This window comes from Vibrio tetraodonis, assembly GCF_003350295.1.
GTDB lineage: Bacteria > Pseudomonadota > Gammaproteobacteria > Enterobacterales > Vibrionaceae > Vibrio > Vibrio tetraodonis.
This window is the reverse complement of sequence record NZ_QLYY01000013.1, coordinates 42,179-63,724: the sequence shown is the minus strand read 5'-3', so window position 1 is coordinate 63,724 and position 21,546 is coordinate 42,179. Positions and strand designations below refer to the sequence as shown.

4 protein-coding genes and 2 pseudogenes are annotated in these 21,546 nt (G+C 46.2%); 4 read left to right on the top strand and 2 right to left on the bottom strand.

The window, feature by feature from the left end:
* Positions 1–8: 8 nt before the first annotated feature.
* Positions 9–14,825, top strand: a pseudogene (gene rtxA / locus DPF90_RS10080) (MARTX multifunctional-autoprocessing repeats-in-toxin holotoxin RtxA); the annotation flags it as partial.
* Between the two features lie 331 nt (positions 14,826–15,156).
* A pseudogene (locus DPF90_RS10070) lies at positions 15,157–18,090 on the top strand (chitinase C-terminal domain-containing protein); the annotation flags it as partial.
* Positions 18,091–18,171: 81 nt separating this feature from the next.
* Here the strand turns inward: DPF90_RS10070 and DPF90_RS10065 are convergent.
* Both DPF90_RS10065 and DPF90_RS10060 read right to left on the bottom strand, forming a co-directional pair.
* Entirely contained in the window at positions 18,172–18,690 is a 519-nt protein-coding gene (locus DPF90_RS10065; protein ID WP_114786211.1) for a hypothetical protein, read from the bottom strand.
* A gap of 97 nt (positions 18,691–18,787) precedes the next feature.
* Complete coding sequence (locus DPF90_RS10060; RefSeq protein ID WP_114786210.1) at positions 18,788–19,153, bottom strand: YgiW/YdeI family stress tolerance OB fold protein; 366 nt, start codon at positions 19,151–19,153, stop codon at positions 18,788–18,790.
* A gap of 162 nt (positions 19,154–19,315) precedes the next feature.
* Between DPF90_RS10060 and DPF90_RS10055 the strand changes: the two genes are divergently transcribed.
* Positions 19,316–20,788, top strand: coding sequence for a cobyric acid synthase (locus DPF90_RS10055; protein WP_114786209.1), 1,473 nt, complete (start codon positions 19,316–19,318; stop codon positions 20,786–20,788).
* Positions 20,785–21,543, top strand: coding sequence for a molybdate ABC transporter substrate-binding protein (gene modA / locus DPF90_RS10050; RefSeq protein ID WP_114786208.1), 759 nt, complete (start codon positions 20,785–20,787; stop codon positions 21,541–21,543). The genes DPF90_RS10055 and modA overlap by 4 nt, the downstream gene beginning before the upstream one ends.
* Positions 21,544–21,546 lie beyond the last annotated feature (3 nt).

Below are 21,546 nucleotides of genomic sequence, written 5' to 3'. Positions count from 1 at the left end.
CCGCCGATAATGGAAACAACGATATTGTTGCCATTGGTTTTGGTGGAGAAATCCATGCCTACGGTGGTGATGATCATGTCACAGTCGGATCGATTGGAGCAACGGTTTATACCGGCAGCGGTAACGATACGGTCGTAGGTGGTTCGGCATACCTAAGAGTGGAAGACACCACTGGGCACCTTTCTGTAAAAGGCGCTGCTGGGTATGCAGACATTAACAAAAGTGGCGATGGCAATGTGTCATTCTCTGGTGCCGCTGGTGGTGTGTCGATTGATCACATGGGTCATCATGGTGATGTCAGTTATAGCGGTGCAGCGGCTTATAATGGCATTAAAAGAAAAGGTTTGAGCGGCAATGTCACTTTTAAAGGCGCTGGTGGTTACAATGCGCTTTGGCATGAAACCAACCAAGGTAACCTCAATTTTGCGGGTGCAGGAGCGGGCAATAAACTAGACCGTACTTGGTTTAACCATTATCAAGGCTCTCGCGGTGATGTGACGTTTGATGGCGCTGGCGCTGCAAACAGCATCAGTTCACGTGTTGAAGCTGGCAATATTACTTTCCGTGGAGCAGGTGCTGACAACCACTTGGTCCGTAAAGGCAAAGTAGGTGATATTACCTTGCAAGGTGCTGGCGCATCAAACCGTATTGAGCGTACACGCCAAGCGGAAGATGTTTACACGCAAACACGTGGTCACATTCGCTTTGAAGGCGTAGGTGGTTACAACAGTCTTTATTCCAATGTGGCACACGGCGACATTCATTTCTCTGGTGGTGGTGCTTACAATACCATTACACGGAAAGGCAGTGGCAGTGGCTTTGATGTTCAAGGCATGGAATATGCGAAAGCGGAAGACATCGTTCTAACCACGGCGAAAATGCATGGTTCATGGATTGATAGCGGCACCCATGTGGTTACTGCTGTAAAATCAGAACGAGAGTCAAATACTTACCTGTTTGCTATCGCAGATGGTACTTACACTAAAATCAACAAAGTTCGTCTCTCTAACGATCCAACAACGGGCAAACTCAAATACTACTCTGAAGCTTGGTACAAGCAAGGGAATCATTTATCTGAGCTTGCTCGCTCCGATGTGTCTTCTGCAGGTGGTTTTGAAGTCAACCCAATCAATGGCGGTTACACCCTTTCTAATATTGCCGTTGAACATCAGCAATCGTTGACCGTTCATGCGGTGGAGAAAGACCTGACTGAATATGAGTGGGTGACCTACGCCGATGGTGCACTGATTGATGCCAAAGATGTGGTATTGTCAGATGCGAAAATGGGTGGTCACGCTATCTCGACCCATGGGACGAAAGTCGATGTTCAAGCGGTTAAATCAAACCGAAAACCAAACACTTATGTTTACGCAAAAGTGCTTGGGCCTTACACAAAAATTGTGGTGGTTGAACTTGCTAATGATCCCAAAACAGGGGTGCTTAAGTATCAAGCTCGTTCTTGGTACAAAGAAGGTAACTATACCGCAAACCTAGCCAATGAAGATATTTCGTCTGCAAACGGATATCAGCCGATGGGCAAAGGTGGCTATTCACTCAGCGATCTGCAGTACAGCGTAAACGTGGTAAGAAGCACCAGCGAAACTGTGGCCGATATCGATGAGTACACCGATCAAACCTTGTTTAAGCCAGCGACAGATAGTGGTGAAAGCTCTGGTGATGTGCGTTTCAATGGTGCGGGTGGTGGTAACGTCATTAAGTCTAATGTGACTCGCGGCAATGTTTACTTTAATGGTGGCGGTGTCGCTAACGTTATTCTCCACAGTTCGCAATTTGGTAATACCGAATTTAACGGTGCTGGCGCGGCAAACGTGATTGTCAAAAGTGGTGAGGAAGGGGATCTCACTTTCCGCGGTGCGGGTTTGGCGAACGTGTTGGTACATCAAAGCAAGCAAGGCAAGATGGATGTGTATGCGGGTGGTGCGGTCAACGTATTGGTTCGTATTGGAGATGGTCAATACCTTGCGCACTTGCTGGCGTACGGCAATATCTCTGTGCACAAAGGGAATGGTAATAGCCGAGTCGTTATGTTTGGCGGTTACAACACCCATACTCAAATCGGCTCGGGTAAGGGCTTGTGGTTGGCGGCGGGCGGCTTCAATGTGATGACGCAAGTCGGTAACGGTGATGTAACATCCGTGCTAGCGGGTGGGGCGAACGTACTAACCAAAGTGGGTGACGGCGAACTTACCGCAGGCATGTTGGGCGGTGCGAACGTGATAACTCACATTAGTGGTGATGAACAAGCCTCGAATACCACAGCGGTAGCCCTAGGCGGAGCCAACATTCTGACCAAAAAAGGTAAAGGGGATACCCTTGCTGTGATGGGCGGTGGCGCAAACGTACTGACTCATGTTGGTGATGGTACGACAACCGGTGTGATGGTGGGTGGTGCGAACATCCTCACCAAAGTGGGTAACGGTGATACGACAGGCATTATGCTTGGTATTGGCAACGTTCTGACGCATGTCGGTGATGGTCAAACTCTCGGTGTGATGGGGGCGGCAGGTAACATTTTCACCAAAGTGGGTGATGGAACGTCTATTGCGGCTATGATTGGTGCGGGCAATATCTTCACCCATGTTGGCGAAGGGAACGCTTGGGCACTGATGGGCGGTTTGGGTAACGTCTTTACTAAAGTTGGTAACGGTGATGTGTTGGCCCTAATGGTAGCAGAAGCTAACGTCTTCACTCACATTGGTGATGGCATGTCTGTGGCACTGATGCTTGCCAAAGGCAACGTTGCGACAAAAGTGGGCAATGGCTCAACACTTGCTGCAATGGTTGGGAACGCCAATATCTTTACTCATATCGGCAATGGTAGCACGTTTGCTGCGATGATTGGTCAAGCCAACGTCATGACCAAAGTCGGTAATGATCTGACCGCGGCGCTAATGGTCGGTAAAGCGAACATCTACACGCATGTCGGTGATGGAACCAGCCTAGGATTGTTCGCCGGTGAAGTGAATGTGATGACGAAAGTCGGTAACGGCACAACCTTGGCGGCGATGTTTGGTAAAGCAAACATCATGACGCACGTTGGTGATGGTCTCACGGGCGTGTTAGCACTGGGCGAAGCAAATGTTGTCACCAAAGTGGGTGATGATTTCATGGGCGTGGTGGCGGCAGCAAAAGCGAACGTCGTGACTCATGTTGGTGATGCAACAACCGCATCGGTGTTGGCTGGTAAAGGCAATATCCTCACCAAAGTAGGCGAAGGCACCACGGTTGGTTTACTGATCTCTGATATCGGCAACGTGATGACCCATATCGGAGATGGCACAACCATAGGTATTGCCAAAGGCAAGGCCAACATGGTGACCAAGGTCGGCGATGGTTTGGGCGTCAATGTCGCTTGGGGGCAAGCCAACGTGTTTACCCAAGTGGGCGACGGTGATCGCTATAACTTTGCCAAAGGTGAAGCCAACATCATAACCAAAGTAGGGGATGGCCAAGAAGTCTCCGTGGTGCAAGGTAAAGCCAACATCATTACTCATGTGGGCAATGGCGACGACTACACCGGAGCTTGGGGTAAAGCGAACGTCATCACTAAAGTGGGCGATGGCCGCAACGTGGTACTGGCAAAAGGTGAAGCCAACATTGTGACCCAAGTGGGTGATGGTGACAGCTTCAACGCCCTTTGGAGTAAAGGCAACGTTGTGACCAAAGTGGGTGATGGTATGCAGGTTACCGCTGCGAAAGGCAAAGCCAATATCACCACCACGGTCGGTGACGGTTTGAGTGTGACGGTTGCTTATGCTGATGCTAACATTAACACCAAAGTGGGCAATGGTATTTCTGTTAACGTAGCCTGGGGCAAATACAACATCAACACGAAAGTGGGGGATGGCCTCAATGTCGCAGTCATGAAAGGCAAAGCCAACGCTAATATCCACATCGGTGACGGTCTCAACATCAACGCCTCTTACGCACGAAATAACGTGGCAATTAAAGTCGGTAATGGCGATTTTTACAGTTTAGCGGTTGCATCGAGTAACACCAGTAGCAACAAGCTCTCGGCACTGTTTGATAACATCAAACAAACACTATTGGGTGTCGGTGGCAGCCAGGCCATTAGCTACTTGGTTCACGGTGATGAAGCCTCGTCGTCTGGTACGCAAAAAGGCCGTGGTGCAATTGCAACACCTGAAATCACCAAGCTGGATGGTTTCCAAATGGATGCCATTGAAGAAGTCGGTTCGGACTTGGGTGATAGCCTAACAGGTAGTGTCACCAAGGTGGATACCCCAGATCTCAGCAAGATGCACAACGACCTCAACATTGATGACACTTCTGATCAAGCCCAAGCTCCAAATTTGATTGTGAATGGTGATTTTGAGCAAGGTGATCGTGGTTGGCAATCGACACACGGTGTTGAAGCCTCATACTCGGGCAGCGTGTATGGCGTTAATGGCGAAGGCCACGGCACACGCGTCACTGAGCTTGATACTCACACCAACACCAGTCTTTATCAAGATTTGACCGATCTTACAGAAGGCGAAGTCATTTCAGTGAGCTTTGATTTTGCAAAACGTGCAGGTCTATTGAATAACGAAGGCATTGAAGTACTTTGGAACGGTGAAGTTGTCTTCTCATCATCTGGTGACGCCTCTGCTTGGCAGCAAAAAACCTTAAAACTGACCGCCCATGCTGGCAGTAACCGTATCGAATTCAAAGGCACAGGCCACAATGATGGGCTGGTCTATATCCTAGATAATGTCGTGGCGAAATCGGAATCGTCACTACAAGCCAATGCAGTGAATGAGCACGCGACACAAAATCAAGCGTCGCAGAATGCCCTATCAGATAAAGAGCGCGCAGAAGCAGACCGCCAACGCCTTGAACAAGAAAAGCAGAAACAGCTGGATGCCGTTGCGGGTTCACAAAGTCAATTGGAGTCGACCGACCAACAAGCCTTAGAAAATAACGGTCAGGCTCAACGTGACGCAGTGAAAGAAGAATCGGAAGCCGTGACTGCCGAGTTAACAAAACTGGCGCAAGGTCTGGATGTGCTAAATGATCAAGCAATGCACTCCGGTGAGTCAGGTGAACAATGGCGAAACGATTTTGCCGGCGGTTTGCTCGATGGCGTTCAAAGCCAGCTCGACGAGGCCAAGCAGCTAGCCAATGACAAGATGGCGGCGGCGAAGCAGACGCAATCTGACAATAACAGCAAAGTTAAAGCGTCCGTTGCCAAGTCTGAAGCGGGTGTCGCAAAAGGTGAGCAAAATCGAGCAGGTGCAGAGCAAGACATCGCCAGAGCTAAAGCCGATGCAGAAACACGCAAAGCCGATGCTGTGGCGAAAAGTTACGACGCGAAAAAGGCCGAATCTGACGCACACAGCGCAGCAAACGACGCGCAATCACGTGGTGATCGCGATGCGATGAATGCCGAAAGCAAAGCCAACCAAGCACAGAATGATGCAAAAGGGGCGAAGCAAAACGAAGGCGATCGTCCAGACCGTCAAGGCGTGGCTGGCAGCGGCCTTTCGGGTAACGCTCATAGCGTGGAAGGGGCTGGCGAAACGGGCAGCCTTGTTAACACCGACAGTCAAACAAGCGCCGATGGTCGATTCAGTGACGGCTTGACCGAGCAAGAGCTGGAAGCGCTGGAAGGGGCGACAAACGCCGTGAACCGTCTGCAAATTAACGCAGGTATTCGCGGCAAGAACAGCGGTAGCACCATCACCTCAATGCTCACCGGAGTAAACGCTGACAGCATTGTGGTAGACACTACAATGTCTCAGGATGTGGCTCGAAAAGAGGTTCGCATTTCTGGAGTGAACTTAGCAGGGCTTGGTGAAGCTTCGCGTGATGGAACTGGGGTCGGAACGCTAGTCAATACCATATTGCGTGACTCTCTGCCCTTCTATTCACTTCGTACCGAGCGCAACCTCTTGGTGCAAGAAAGTGATGAAGGTTTCGAAGTCCGCTCATGGCCGGGTTCCGATGATAAGACCAAAACCATCCTTATTGACACTCCTGAAGATACCGCTCAACAAAAAGCCATTGAGCGCTTTATTTTGGCAAACTTCGACAATTTCGAGCAGATGCCAGATGAACTCTTTTTAGTCGATAACAAGATACTTTCGCACCAAGATGGTCGCACGCGAATTTTGGCGACAAAAGAAGACAGTACATGGGTCTACAACTCCAACATAGAGTTGATGTCGGTAAATGCGCTACTCGATTCGGCTCATGTACGGGGCAAGGTTCGTGGTGAAAGCTACCAAAAAGTGATCGACGCTTTAACTGAGTATCATGGTAGTACGGTTTCACACGCAGACTACGAGCCAGAGTCTATGGAAAAACTACTCAACCTACGTAAACAGATTGAGGGTTATGTACTCGGGCATCCGGATTCTGGCCGTGTGAAAGCAATGAACTCATTGCTAGAACAGGTGAATAGTCGTGTGGAAGAAGTCTCTACTCTTGCTGTATCTGAGAAAAAAATCAATGCTCATGATAGCTTTAGCCGCATATATGAGCAGCTTGACAATGCCAATTTAAAACAGAGTAAACATCTGTATCTGGATGGGAATGGCGATTTCGTTACTAAGGGCAGAGGCAATCTTGCCAAGATCGATCAGCTAGGTGGTGGCGATGCTGTACTTAAAAAAGTAAAAGCAGCCGTAAGTCATGAATATGGTCAAGCCATTGCAGATACGATCTTCACTGAGCTTTCTGCCAACGAACTTGCAAGAGATGGCAAAGGCATTGATATCTCTGGGCTAAACAGAGTACACCAAGCGCTTGAACAACACATGTCGCCAGTGAGCGCAACCATGTACATCTGGAAGCCGAGTGATCACAGCGCGTTGGGTCACGCCGCATTGCAAATTGGCCAAGGGCGTACGCAGATCGACGCTCAAGCCGCGGCTGACTTCAACAAACAAAATTACGTCAGTTGGTGGCCACTTGGTAGCAAGTCATCCAACATCCGCAATATCTTCAACGTGGCGACAGAATATCAGCCGGACCTCAAACTACGCTGGAGCGACTTCAGTCAACCGGCGCGTCAAAATGATACGCTTGAGTATGATATGGCATCCGAAGAAAACGATGGCTTTGGCTTGAGCGACGGCGAAACTAAGCTGAAACGCTTTATAGAAAAGCTCAATGCCGCGAAAGGTATTGACGCTGCTTACAAAAATGCCTCTGAAGGATATGCGAGTGTGTTACTGGGCAATCCGGATATGCTTGTATCGACAGGCATTCCAGCGCATGTTTTCGAGCCATTCGTCGATCAATGGAATGACACCAGCTACGACATGATGGACGTAGCAAACCGTTTTGCTCAAGAGCTACAGAAACAAGCTCAAGCGAGTGATGATCCAGCCCTTGTGGCAAAACGCATCGACAACGTGGTTCACCTGTTTGCTAAGAGAGCGCTGGAAGAAATCGAAGCCTTTAAGGCTAGCCAAGCAGACAAAGGCCGAGTGTTCCGAATCAACCTAGAAGGCTTGGATGTCGCGGCGATGCAAGCAGAGTGGAATCGTATAAGTAACGATCCAGATGCTCGCTATCAGTTGTTGACCAAAAACTGCTCGACTACAGTCGCAAAAGTGTTGAAAGCGGGTGGGGCTGACAAGCTTATCGGTCATACATGGCGGCCTAAGTTTGGTGTTTGGACGCCGACAGAGCTTTTCAACTTTGGTCAGGCACTGCAGGAAGCTCAGCTTGATATTGCCGCGAAGAAGCAAAGGCATCAAGTCAATGATGTTGATGATGTTTTGTCAGGCAGTGAGAAGAACAAAGACAAGGTGGCGATTGAAAATGGTGGTAAGCCGCCGCGCGATAAAGAGTCTCTTAGCCCGTTGACTCGATTCCTCAACAATGAATTATACGGTGAGAAAGACGCGCGTCGTAAGATAGGAAACATCACGCAAACCCTACTTGCTCATGCGGTAGAAAAGGGTGAGTCGCAGAAAGTCACCCTGAAAGGGGAAGCGGGCCGTCTAACGGGTTATTACCATCAGGGTGCTGGCTCTAATGAAGATGACATGAGCGCGACAAGCGGCAAAGTCGTATTGTTCCTGCATGACTCTGGTTCGTCTGCTGAAGAGCAGGCGAGTTCGATTCGCAGCCACTACCAGAAACAAGGTATCGACATGCTTGCAGTCAACCTGCGTGGCTATGGTGAAAGCGATGGCGGACCAAGCGAAAAAGGCTTGTACCAAGACGCTCGCACCATGTTCAACTACCTAGTGAATGACAAGGGTATTGACCCAAGCAACATCATCCTTCACGGCTACTCAATGGGCGGTCCAATTGCCGCAGATTTAGCACGTTATGCTGCGCAAAATGGCCAAGCGGTGTCGGGCTTATTACTTGACCGTCCTATGCCAAGTATGACCAAAGCCACCGCCGCTCATGAGGTGGCGAACCCTGCTGGTATTGTGGGTGCGATTGCGAAGGCAGTTAACGGTCAATTCTCAGTGGAGAAGAACCTAAAAGGCTTGCCAAAAGAGACACCAATTCTACTACTCACGGACAACGAAGGCTTAGGTGAAGAAGGCGAGAAACTGCGTGCCAAACTGGCCATTTCTGGCTACAAGGTGTCAGGCGAACAAACCTCCTATGGCCATGAAGCAAGCAATCGTTTAATGAGCCAATATACGGGAAAAATTGTGTCTGATTTGTTTGATACACAACACATCAAACATAATGAAGCAAAATACGGCAAGAACTATGAGTCCCGAGATCTTATCCTAAAGCCAATTTCGCAGCCTGAAACGGTTGAACTTGGCATGCCAGAGGCGGATCAAAAAGTACTAGCAGATATTGCACAGCGTAAAAATGTGATCATTGGTGTGCGTCCTGTTGACGAGAAGTCTAAATCTCTGATCGCTTCTAAGATGTACAGCAGTAAAGGTCTCTTCGTCAAGGCAAAAAGTTCTGATTGGGGGCCAATGTCAGGCTTTATCCCAGTTGACCAATCGTTTGCAAAAGCATCAGCAAGAAGAGACCTTGAAACGTTTAATAGTCATGCAGAGCAATCTATTCAGTCTGGTAATGCGGTAGGTGCCGATTTGTACCTAAATCAAGTTCGGATAGAAGAACTGGTCTCAAAATATCACTCGTTAACACCTTTGGAACTAGATGAACAGAGCGGTATGTATAAAACAACTGCGACCAATGGTGAGCAAACAGTCCCCTTTTTTCTAAATAAAGTGATGGTAGACGGTAAGGAGTTATGGCAAGTCCATTACATCAAAAATGGGGAGTTGGCGCCGTTCAAAGTCATTGGTGACCCGGTATCAAAGCAGCCGATGACGGCAGATTATGATTTGCTTACGGTGATGTATTCCTATAGTGATCTAGGTCCACAGGATAAGGTAAAACAGCCATTAACATGGGAGCAGTGGAAAGACTCTGTTACTTATGAAGACTTAACTCCTAAATATAAGGAGCTCTATAGCAATGAAGACCTCTATAACAAAAAAGATGGAGCAAGCCTTGGTAATGTGAGCGGCCGCTTAAAAGAGCTGAAGGATGTAATTAATGTTGGCTTAGGTCGAACCAATGGTCTCGAGATGGTTCATCATGGAGCAGATGATGCAAATCCTTATGCTGTTATGGCAGATAATTTCCCTGCGACTTTCTTTGTCCCGAAAAGTTTTTTTGCCGAAGATGGTTTAGGTGAAGGCAAAGGTTCTATCCAACACTACTTCCATGTTAATGAACAGGGGGCTGTTGTTATTCGCAGTCCGCAGGAGTTTTCTAACTTTCAACAAGTCGCAATTAATGTAAGCTATCGAGCTTCATTTAACGATAAGTGGAACCATGGGTTAGATGATCCCTTGTTTACGACAAAGCGTAAACTGTCTCATGAATTTTTAAACAAAAGAGATCAGATACTTAGAAAGCTATCGACTGATAGTCTGGACTCTCAGGGTGATAAACTAGTCGCTCTCGGTAACTCTGATGACTTATCAGGCAGTGAGAAGCGCAAAGGCAATGTGGCGATTGAAAATGATGGTACGCCACCGCGCGATAAAGAGTCTCCGCAAATGCCAGTTAAAAAGCCTGCAGGTGGAGGCACAAGCGATCTCAAAGCATTGGGTCATAAAACCAAAAGTGTTCTTGGATTCCGTAGCCATTTTGACTCGACATCAATTGGTATAGAAAACGAACTCTCTGGCCTAGTTGTGGTTTTACCTAAGAACTCAGCGCAAACATTTGGGTATGTGCATGATTCACAGGGTAACCCATTGTTCATGTTAACCAAAGATATGAATCAAGGCGGTTACAGCAACCCAGCTCGTATTGCGAATATCAATGGGGTGAATAACTGGCAAACGCACACCATTGAATTGGTTACCTATCCGAGTGAAACCAGTGATACGGCGGCGATTGAAAGCCGTAAAGAAGCAATGCTTTGGTTAGCGAGAGAGTTTACAGGACATATCAACCAGTCAAACCACCAAAGCTTACCTCAGTTGGCGAGTGATGATGGCCGCTTTACGCTGGTTATATCGAATTCGAAGCATCTCATCGCGGCTGGTAACGGTACTGCGGTTGAAGCTCAAGGGCAGACCATAGGGATGACCCCTAGTGGACAACAAGCTACGATGGGTATTAGTGCGAAAGAATTTGGTTCAAGCTCGTCACAGGAAGTCAGACTGCTAGAGTCGGCACCTTGGTATCAGTCGGGACTGCGAGATGAGTTTATCGCCAACGCTAATGAACATAAGTTAGATGATCCAGCAACTGCGCAAAACGTGTATGCCTATCTCACGTCGGTGTATTCAAAAACGGCAGATTTAGCTAAAGAGTTCGGCATCAACATCAATGATTGGGATCCTGCATCGGAGGGTTTCTCTCCAAACGCTCAAGGGTTAACCGATCCGAAAGTAAAAAATGCTTGGGAGATTTTGCCAAGAACTAAGCCTGTCAAAATGCTGGAACTTCTCAGTGCAGATGATTCACGATACGTGAGACAACAAATCATTGGCAAGTTGAAAGGCTCATATTCAGAAAGCCTTGCTAAGAATGTATTTGAATATTTCCAGTATGGCGGCGAAGTGGCAGGGCATGGCATTAACAACGCTACGACAGGAAGTGTGGAACGGCCAGAGCCCGCAATTTTGTTTGAGTTCCGCAGCGTACCGAGCGAGTTAAGCGAATTTGTGCCTAAAATAGAATCTACGGCAAAAGTTGATGTGAAGGCACTCGATCATTTTGACTCTGCAAGCCGCAAAGCCATCATTGTTGAAGTGAACGCTTTAGTTAATGGTAGTGATGATTTCGATGCTTGGTATCAGGAGTATCGAGCAAGCAAAGACCAGCCGCCAGTTAAAAAGCCTAAACTCAGTGCTTCAGCAAACCACAAAGCCGAATGGTTGATGACGCAGCATGCTGATAAATGGGAAAAAATTACCGCGCCTTATATCGAAAGCAGTGAGACAGGCGCAGTGCTTAAAGGACTACAGGAAGATATTAAAAAGCCTGCAGGTGCAGATACGGCTATCCACAACCAAAATGTCAATGACTGGGAACGTGTTGCTGTTACCCCAAGAGCGGACGGCGGAGAAACTCGTTTTGATGGTCAAATCATCGTCCAAATAGAAAACGATGCCGTTGTTGCAGAAGCGGCTGCGAACCTCGCGGGTAAGCACGCAGAAAGCAGTGTGGTGGTGCAGCTGGATTCAGATGGCAACTACCGAATTGTGTATGGCGACCCGTCAACATTGAATGGAAAGATGCGTTGGCAGTTAGTGGGTCATGGTCGTGATGATTCAGACAGTAACAACACACATTTGAGTGGTTACAGTGCCGAAGATCTGGCAGCGAAATTAGCCAATTTCCAGCAGTCGTTTAGCCAAGCGGAAAACATCGACAACACGCCTGATCATATTAGTATTGTTGGTTGTTCATTGGTGAGTGATGACAAGCAAAAAGGCTTTGGTCATCAGTTTATTAATGCGATGGATGCCAATGGTCTTCGCGTCGATGTTTCTGCTCGCAGCACTGAATTAGCAGTGGATGCAACGGGTCGCAAGCATACAAAGGACGTCAATGGCGATTGGATTCAAAAAGCCGAAACCAATAAGGTGTCGCTAAGCTGGAATGAGCAAGGCGAAGTGATTGCCAAAGATGAACGCATTCGCAATGGTATTGCCGAAGGCGATGTCGATCTGTCTCGTATTGGTGTCAGCGGCGTTGAAGAGCTTGCCCGTGGTGCAATCGGAGACAATAATAATGTTTTCGAAGCACCGGAAAAACATAAGGTGAAAGCTGAGATTTCAGCCAACTCAGGGAGCGATAATAAACTCAGCTACTCAGGTAACATTCAAGTCAACGTGGGTGATGGCGAGTTTACTACAGTGAACTGGGGGACATCGAATGTAGGCATTAAAGTCGGTACTGGTGGTTTTAAGTCGTTAGCCTTTGGTGACAATAACGTCATGGTTCACATCGGTAATGGTGAGAGCGAATACAGCTTCGATATTAGTGGTTATCAGGCGCTAGAAGGTGCACAAATGTTCATCGGTAATCGCAATATGAGCTTCAACCTAGGTCGAAGTAATGATCTGGTTGTGATGATGGATAAGTCAATTCCAACTCCGCCATTGATCAATCCTTTCGACGGTGCAGCTCGTATCTCGGGTGTGCTACAAAGCATTGCTACCTCGGGTGAGGGCCAAGATTGGCTTGCGGCTCAACAACAGCAATGGTCTCTGTCTGGCGCGAAAAAATTCGTCAAAGATATGTCTGGTTTAGATTTAAGTAGTAGCGTTGATTACACCACTTTAGTCGCTCTAGACTCACAGAATGAGCGTAGCAGCCGTGGCTTGAAGCACGATGCGGAGGCTACATTGAACAAGCACTACAATCAATGGTTGAGCAGAAATGGCAATAATAGCAGTAATCTAAGCCGTGCAGACAAGCTTCGTCAAGCCAATGAAAAGCTAGCGTTTAACTTTGCCGTGGGTGGTCAGGGTGCAGATATCCAAGTCACGGCAGGTAACTGGAACTTTATGTTTGGTGACAACATCCAGTCTATTTTGGATACCAACTTAGGTTCACTTTTTGGCCTCATGACACAACAGTTCTCTGCGACGGGTCAGGCAAAAACGACCTTCACTTACACGCCAGAAGATTTGCCTCGTCAGCTTAAGAATAAGCTGCTAGGGCAGATTGCTGAAGTCGGCGCTGAGACCACGCTGGCAGATATTTTTGGTGTGGATTACACCACTTCAGGCCAAATTGTGTCGCGCAATGGTGAAGCTGTCGATGGCGTAGCGATCCTCACAGAGATGTTAGAGGTCATTGGTGAGTTCAGTGGTGATCAACTGCAAGCCTTTGTCGACCCTGCTAAGTTGTTGGATAGCTTGAAGTCGGGTATCGACATGGGGGCAGATGGCATTAAGTCTTTTGCTGAAACTCATGGACTGAAAGACAAAGCACCAGAAGCGGAAGATAATAAGTCCTCGGTTTCTGTCAATGGGACGAGTGTGAATAATAGTCAAGGAGCGACTGCTTCTGATGGCAATACCGAAACAGCAGAAACGCAAGATCGTGCTTTTGGCTTTAACTCGCTAAACCTGCCCAATTTGTTCGCGACTATCTTCAGTCAAGACAAGCAGAAAGAGATGAAATCGCTTGTGGAAAATCTCAAAGAGAACCTCACCGCTGATCTACTGAACATGAAGGAAAAAACGTTTGATTTCCTTCGCAACAGTGGCCATCTCCAAGGTGATGGCGATATCAACATCTCCCTAGGAAACTACAACTTCAATTGGGGTGGTGATGGTAAAGATCTTGGTGCGTATCTAGGAGACAATAACAACTTCTGGGGCGGACGAGGCGATGACGTATTCTACGCAACAGGTACGTCAAACATCTTCACTGGTGGCGAAGGCAGCGATATGGGCGTTCTGATGGGACGTGAAAACATGATGTTTGGTGGTGATGGTAACGATACTGCAGTTGTTGCTGGACGCATTAACCATGTTTTCCTTGGCGCCGGTGATGACCAGTCGTTTGTATTTGGTGAGGGCGGTGAAATTGACACTGGCTTAGGCCGCGACTACGTCGTGACGTCTGGCAACTTCAACCGTGTGGATACGGGAGACGGTCAAGACTACTCGGTGACGATTGGTAACAAAAACCAAGTAGAGCTAGGCGTGGGCAATGACTTTGCTAATGTCTTCGGTAACTATAACCGTATCAATGCAAGCGCGGGTAACGATGTGGTGAAGCTAATGGGCTACCACGCTGTGCTGAATGGTGGTGAGGGCGATGATCACCTCATCGCTGCTGCCATCTCCAAGTTCAGTCAGTTCAACGGTGGAGAAGGTCGTGATCTGATGGTGTTGGGTGGTTATCAAAACACCTTCAAAGGTGGCACGGATGTGGACAGCTTTGTGGTGAGCGGTGATGTCATCGACAACCTTGTTGAAGATATTAGCAGCGAAGATAACATTGTCTTCAATGGCATCGATTGGCAGAAACTGTGGTTCGAACGTAGCGGGTACGATCTGAAATTATCTATTCTGCGTGACCCAGTCAGCGACACTGACCAAGCGAAGTTTGAGCATATTGGTTCGGTGACGTTCAATGATTACTTCGACGGCAAGCGTGCGCAGATGATTATCGCGATGGGCGAGAAAGACGCAAACGGTGAACGTGAGTACACAGCGTTATCTGAAAGTTCGATTGATGCTCTAGTACAAGCAATGAGTGGCTTTGACCCTCAGGCCGGTGATAATGGCTTTATTGATAATATAAATACCAAGTCTAGAGTTGCTATTAGCACTGCTTGGGCTGATGTTACTCAACACAAGGGGTCTTTAGCGTAAGCATCCTCATACATAATCTTATAGGCCACTCTATCCAAAGGGTGGCCTATTGCTAATGGGAGTTACTCAGTAAACTCTATGTTACTGTTAAAATAAAATCTCATATACCTGTCACTATAATCGATAAGATGGAATGTTTTCGCCGCAAATTTACTACTGAGAAATTGCACTTCAGACAGAAAAACTTGCGAGCGATTTTATAGATATTACATTTTTAATCTTAAGCGGTCCTGTTCTTTTCTAAAGTTATTTCACGATGAAATTTAAGTTGGCTTAAAAACAATAAAGTCAGCAAACAAAAAATAAAACAATAACTTAAAGGAAAACAAGAATGTACCTAACAACGTCAAGGACTCATCGACGCCTCTTTCAGCTGAGTTTACTCAGCGCTTCCTGTCTGACTGCATTTCAAAGTTATGCTGCGATTGATTGCGCACCTTTATCCGATTGGGATAATCAAACAGTCTATACCGGAGGGCAGAAAGTCCGACACTTAGATTATGCTTATCAAGCAAATTATTGGACGCAAGGTGATTCACCTGATGCTAACTCTGGCCAATGGTCTCAATGGAAAGAGTTGGGCGCATGTTTGGCTGATACAAACCAACCACCGAGTGTTGATTTGACCTCTCCTAAGGCTTCAGATTCAATCCAAGTCGACCAAACTGTTGTGATAGCTGCAAATGCTAACGATTCCGATGGCTCTATAGAGAAAGTGGTTTTCTCTGTTGACGGTCAACCTATCGGTGAAGATAAAACTTACCCGTATTCGATTAATTGGCTAGCAGTTGCAGGTAACCACAATATTACCGCGATAGCTCATGACAATCGCGGCGCACAAAGTATTGTTAGTCGTGTTGATATAAAAGTGTCCACAACCCAGCCAGGTAATGAACCTCCAACCGTGGATCTTATGTTATCAGCTAACAGTGTTGATCTTGGCGATACCGTTACTTTTACATCAAACGCAGTAGATAAAGATGGCCGTATTGAAAAGGTGGAATTTTATGTTGCGGGAGAACTCGTTGGCACTGCAACAATGGCACCGTATTCACTGGATTACCAGACTTCCAGCAAAGGGGTACTGCCTGTTATTGCTAGAGCAGTTGACGATAAGGGGGCTTCCTCAAGTTCATCAGCTATATTACTTGAAGTAAAAGAAGCCCCAACCATCGCCTCTTGCCGCCCTGATGGTTTATACCAAACTGAAGGTGTAAATGTACCTTATTGCTCCATCTATGACGAAAACGGACGTGAAAAAATGGGGGCTGACCATCCTCGAAGAGTGATAGGTTATTTCACTAGCTGGCGCTCGGAAGATGATGGACAAACCTCATATTTAGTAAAAGACATTCCTTGGCAGCATCTGACACATATTAACTATGCGTTTGTCAGCATTGGATCTGATGGAAAAATGAACATAGGTGATGTGAACGATCCCGATAACCCAGCAGTGGGTAAAACTTGGTCCGATGTTGATATTGATCCCTCTCTTGGTTTTAAGGGCCATTTTGGCGCTCTTGCGACATATAAGCAAAGACATAACGTAAAAACCTTGATTTCTGTTGGTGGTTGGGCTGAAACAGGTGGTCACTTTGATAAAAATGGTAAACGAGTCGCGGATGGTGGCTTTTATACGATGACTACTAACGCTGATGGCTCGATAAACCATGCGGGTATTGAAACGTTTGCAACATCTGCGATTGAAATGATGCGCAAATATAAGTTTGATGGTTTGGATATTGACTATGAATACCCAACATCGATGGCAGGTGCAGGAAATCCAGATGATAAAGACTTTATGGAGCCAAGACGTCGATATTTATGGGCTTCATACCAGGAGTTAATGAAAGTACTGCGCAAGAAACTGGATAATGCATCAGCACAAGATGGTATTCATTACATGCTAACTATTGCCGCCCCTTCTTCTGGGTACTTGCTGCGCGGAATGGAATCTTTTGATGTGACTAAGTATTTGGATTACGTCAACATCATGACTTATGACCTACACGGTGCGTGGAACGATCACGTTGGGCATAACGCAGCACTTTATGATACGGGTAAAGATTCTGAACTTATCCAATGGAACGTCTACAAAACCGCCGCATATGGTGGTATCGGCTATCTAAATACAGACTGGGCCTATCACTACTTCAGAGGCTCAATGCCAGCAGGTCGCATCAACATTGGTGTTCCATATTATACGAGAGGCTGGCAGAGCGTCAGTGGTGGAACGGATGGATTATGGGGCAGAGCAGCATTACCTGATCAAACTCAGTGCCCTCCAGGCACTGGAGAAGGTGAGAAAAACAATTGTGGGCACGGTGCCGTTGGCATTGACAACATGTGGCACGATAAAGACGCTAACGGTAATGAGATGGGGGCGGGTTCAAACCCCATGTGGCACGCTAAGAATTTGGAGAATCAAATTTGGGGTACATACTCATCTGCATATGGGCTTGATCCTGTTAATGATCCGAGCGATCGATTAACGGGGAACTATACACGCCATTATGACAGCGTCGCCGTTGCGCCATGGCTATGGAACAATGAGAAGAAAGTCTTTCTATCAACTGAAGATAAGACTTCTGTCAACCTCAAAGCAGACTATGTAATTGATAAGGAAATTGGCGGTATCATGTTCTGGGAACTTGCGGGCGATTACAATTGTTATTTACTTGATAGCCAAGGCTCAAGAACTCAAATTGATGAATCTGAGCAAGCATGCTTGTCTGGTCGAGGTGAATACCATATGGGTTCGACCATGACCAAGACTATCTACGATAAGTTTAAATCCGCTACGCCATATGGTAACAAACTATCAACGACCCCCATTGCTTCTCAGGCTCTGGATATCAATGTGACCGTGACGGGTTTCAAAGTGGGTGATCAGAATTACCCAATCAATCCTAAAATCACTTTCACCAATAATAGCGACCAAGCTTTACCTGGAGGAACAGAATTCCAGTTTGATATACCTGTTTCCACGCCAGACAACGCTAAGGACCAATCTGGCGCGGGTTTATCGGTTATATCATCTGGTCATACCCGCCCCGATAACGTTGGTGGGCTTGACGGACCAATGCATCGCGTGTCTTTTACTCTACCCAGTTGGAAGACTTTACCTGTAGGGGGCTCTTATGAGCTTGATATGGTTTACTACTTGCCTATTTCTGGCCCTGCTAATTACAGCGTGAAGGTTAACGGGGTTGATTATGCCTTCAAATTTGAACATCCAAACTTACCAGTAGCGAGCACTAGTAGTAAGCAACAACGAAGTGAACAGTAGAGACAAACCCAAGAGGCTTTGGGAATCCAAAGCCTCTTAATCGCCGAATTGGATTAGTTAGTAATGAAATCTAACAGACATAGTGACCTGAGGGCCGTAAAGACCATTATTGCGAGTTTCAGCAGCAATCGAGAGTTGGTCCGTTGAATGAAAGCGCACACCAGCGTAAAAGACCGAGCTATCGTCATTACGACCCAGTCTCCCAGTGGCCTCTATTTGATCGGCAAGCCATAACCTGATACCAATATTTAGCTCACCGGTTGTTTCTCTACGCTCTTGGTAGTCACGAGTGTACTTGGTTTGATGCAAAAGAAGCTGACCATATATATCCGCGAATTGGCTTATTGGGCCATTAAATCCAATGCCTCCGGCGAAATCATAATCCTTATCGAATAGTGTATCGGCTCTTATGACAAAGTGAGAGTTATCAGTAAAATAAGTACTAAGCTCAGCGCCGAACAATTCAGGGTTAATTGCCGTTCTTACTTCGATAAAGTTGTAGTTAAAGTTGTTTGCATTTACAGCGCTAGCAAAACCAGAGCATAAAAGAGCGCTGATTAAGGTGATCTTTTTCAAAGTAAGTACTCCAACTCACATCAAGTTTTTGACGGTTAAAATATTGTGCAATAAGTAAGCCAAATATTATCGCAATCGGACCTGAATTACTTTATGTTTACAAAACTTGAATATGATCCACTTCAATTTCTGGACTATTTCCACCAGAGAATTTGCCAAAAATCCGTAAATCTGTATTTGCATCAATGGATTGATCTAGCTTCACTTTATCACTGACTTCAATTTGAATTTCTCTCTTACCATCGGAGAAAATAAAACTCGAAATACTAATTTGCCGGACAATATGCCCATCAAGAATTGCATTCCGTTTAGTAAATACACTATTGTCATCTAACAAAGAATCGACGGTTGTTAAATTTACCGGCCCGTTAAACTGAATTCCTGAGGGGGTTTCGCTACTGGCAATACTTGCTAATGGCAGGAGCAAGAGTGTTATAGCAATCGATGACAGTATTTGTCTCACTGTTTTTCCTCTTTTGATTCCACAAGGTCAACATTATTATGCCATGTGGGTTATTTGACGACTCGGACAAAACGATGCAAGTGACATTCAAAAGTTGAGAGAAAGGGTACAAAAACGTTATGATGATTGTTCTCTACTACATGAAAAGCCAAAGAATGTAATATGCAGACTCCATCCAGAGCATTGATGGTTCAAGGTACAACTTCAGATGCTGGTAAAAGTGTTTTTGTTTCTGCGTTATGCCGCCTTCTCGCACGAAAGGGAATTAGAGTAGCGCCTTTTAAACCACAAAACATGGCGCTCAATAGCTCAGTTACAAAGGATGGTGGCGAAATTGGGCGAGCTCAAGCGGTACAGGCTCAAGCATCATGTACACCGACGACCGTGCATATGAATCCAATTCTGTTGAAACCCAATTCCGATACAGGGGCACAAGTTGTTCTGCAAGGCCAACCGATTGGAAACATGGAAGCTGTCGGATATGATAATTACAAGCAAACCGTATTTCCCAAAGTTCTAGAATCTTTTTCGATATTACAGCGAAATTATCAGACCGTTGTTATTGAAGGCGCTGGTAGTCCCGCAGAAATAAATCTTCGGCACAACGACATTGCCAACATGGGTTTTGCTGAGGTTGCAGACGTTCCTGTGGTCATTATCGCAGACATAGATCGTAGCGGCGTGTTTGCTCACATTGTTGGAACCTTGGAACTCCTGTCCGAATCGGAACGTGACCGCGTTGTAGGTTTTGTTATTAATCGCTTTCGTGGTGATATATCTCTGCTCCAATCAGGGCTTGACTGGTTAGAAGAAAAAACATCAAAGCCAGTACTCGGTGTTTTGCCTTTTCTGCATGGCTTAGAGTTGGAATCAGAAGATAGTATCAGTAGTGAGCAGAATATAGGGGAAGTTATACAACTTCGAGTTGTTGTCCCTGTATTAACTCGAATGAGTAATCATACTGACTTTGACGCGTTAAGAGCCCACCCAAATATTCACTTTCGCTATGTTTCTAAAGGAGAAAGAATTGATCGTGCTGATCTGGTTATATTACCTGGAACAAAATCAGTAAGATCTGACCTTGACTATTTACGTTCACAAAATTGGGATAAAGATATTCAACGCCATGTGAGGCTTGGTGGAAAGCTGATTGGGATTTGTGGAGGTTACCAAATGCTGGGACGCATGATAAGAGATCCGTACGGGGTTGAAGGGGAAGAGGGGATGTCACAGGGACTAAATTTTCTACCCATTGAAACTGAACTTACCAAGCGAAAACAACTCACTGAGGTGCAAGCAATACTTAGATTAAATCAAAAAAGCACACCAGTAACTGGGTATGAAATTCATGTAGGTCGAACGTCCAGTGATGAAAAGAATGCTGCGATCTTTGACGAGAATGACTTGAATCCAGTTGACGGGGCTATCAGTGAGTGTAACCAAGTCTTTGGTACATACTTGCATGGAGTTTTTGACTCACCAAAGGCGCTAGAGCTGATATGTGAGTGGTCTGGTTCAGGCCATATCAAAGCTATCGACCATGCTCTGCAACAAGAAAATGCAATAGATAGGATTGCAGATGCAGTAGAAAAACACATCGACTTAACGCGAATTTGGCCAGAGCTCTATCAATGAACCTAAAAACGTACTGTGCATATAGAGCCATCATCCTATTCCTTGTTTTGTTGGTTTCGACAGGCGTTAATGCTACATCGATCAACGTCTACGCAGCTTCGTCATTGACTAATGTAATCAAAGCATTAGGTGATGCATATTATGTTAAAACAGGCGTTACAGTTGTTCCTGTCTTAGCTAGTTCTTCTTCTCTTGCAAAGCAAATATTGGCCGGAGCACCTGCAGATATCTACATTTCAGCGAACACCCAATGGGTCGATTATCTGGTGGAAAAAAACAAAATACAAAGTGACGCCGTCACTAGTGTTGCGAGTAATAAACTGGTCGTGATCGCACCGAACAATCAGTTAGTGGCGTTAGATGTGAGCAGCAAAGAGCAATGGTTAACTCACTTAAAAGACAAGCGATTAGTGGTAGGGGACACTCGGGCTGTACCAGTTGGTATTTATGCCAAACAGGCTCTGCAGACTATGGGCGTGTGGCAGTCTTTGCACGATAAGTTGGCCCCTGTAAGTAATGTTAGAGTGGCGCTAAGATTTATTGAGCGAGAAGAAGCCCCGCTGGGTATTGTCTACCAAACTGATGCTCAAACAAGTAATAAAGTTAAGGTTGTAGCGACGTTTCCTTCATCCAGTCATACAATGATTACATACCCTATGGCATTACTTAATTCTGATACAAAAACTCTTGATTTTGCTAACTTTGTGCAAAGTAAACAAGGCATGGCCTTACTAAATCAGTACGGTTTTCTATAGGAG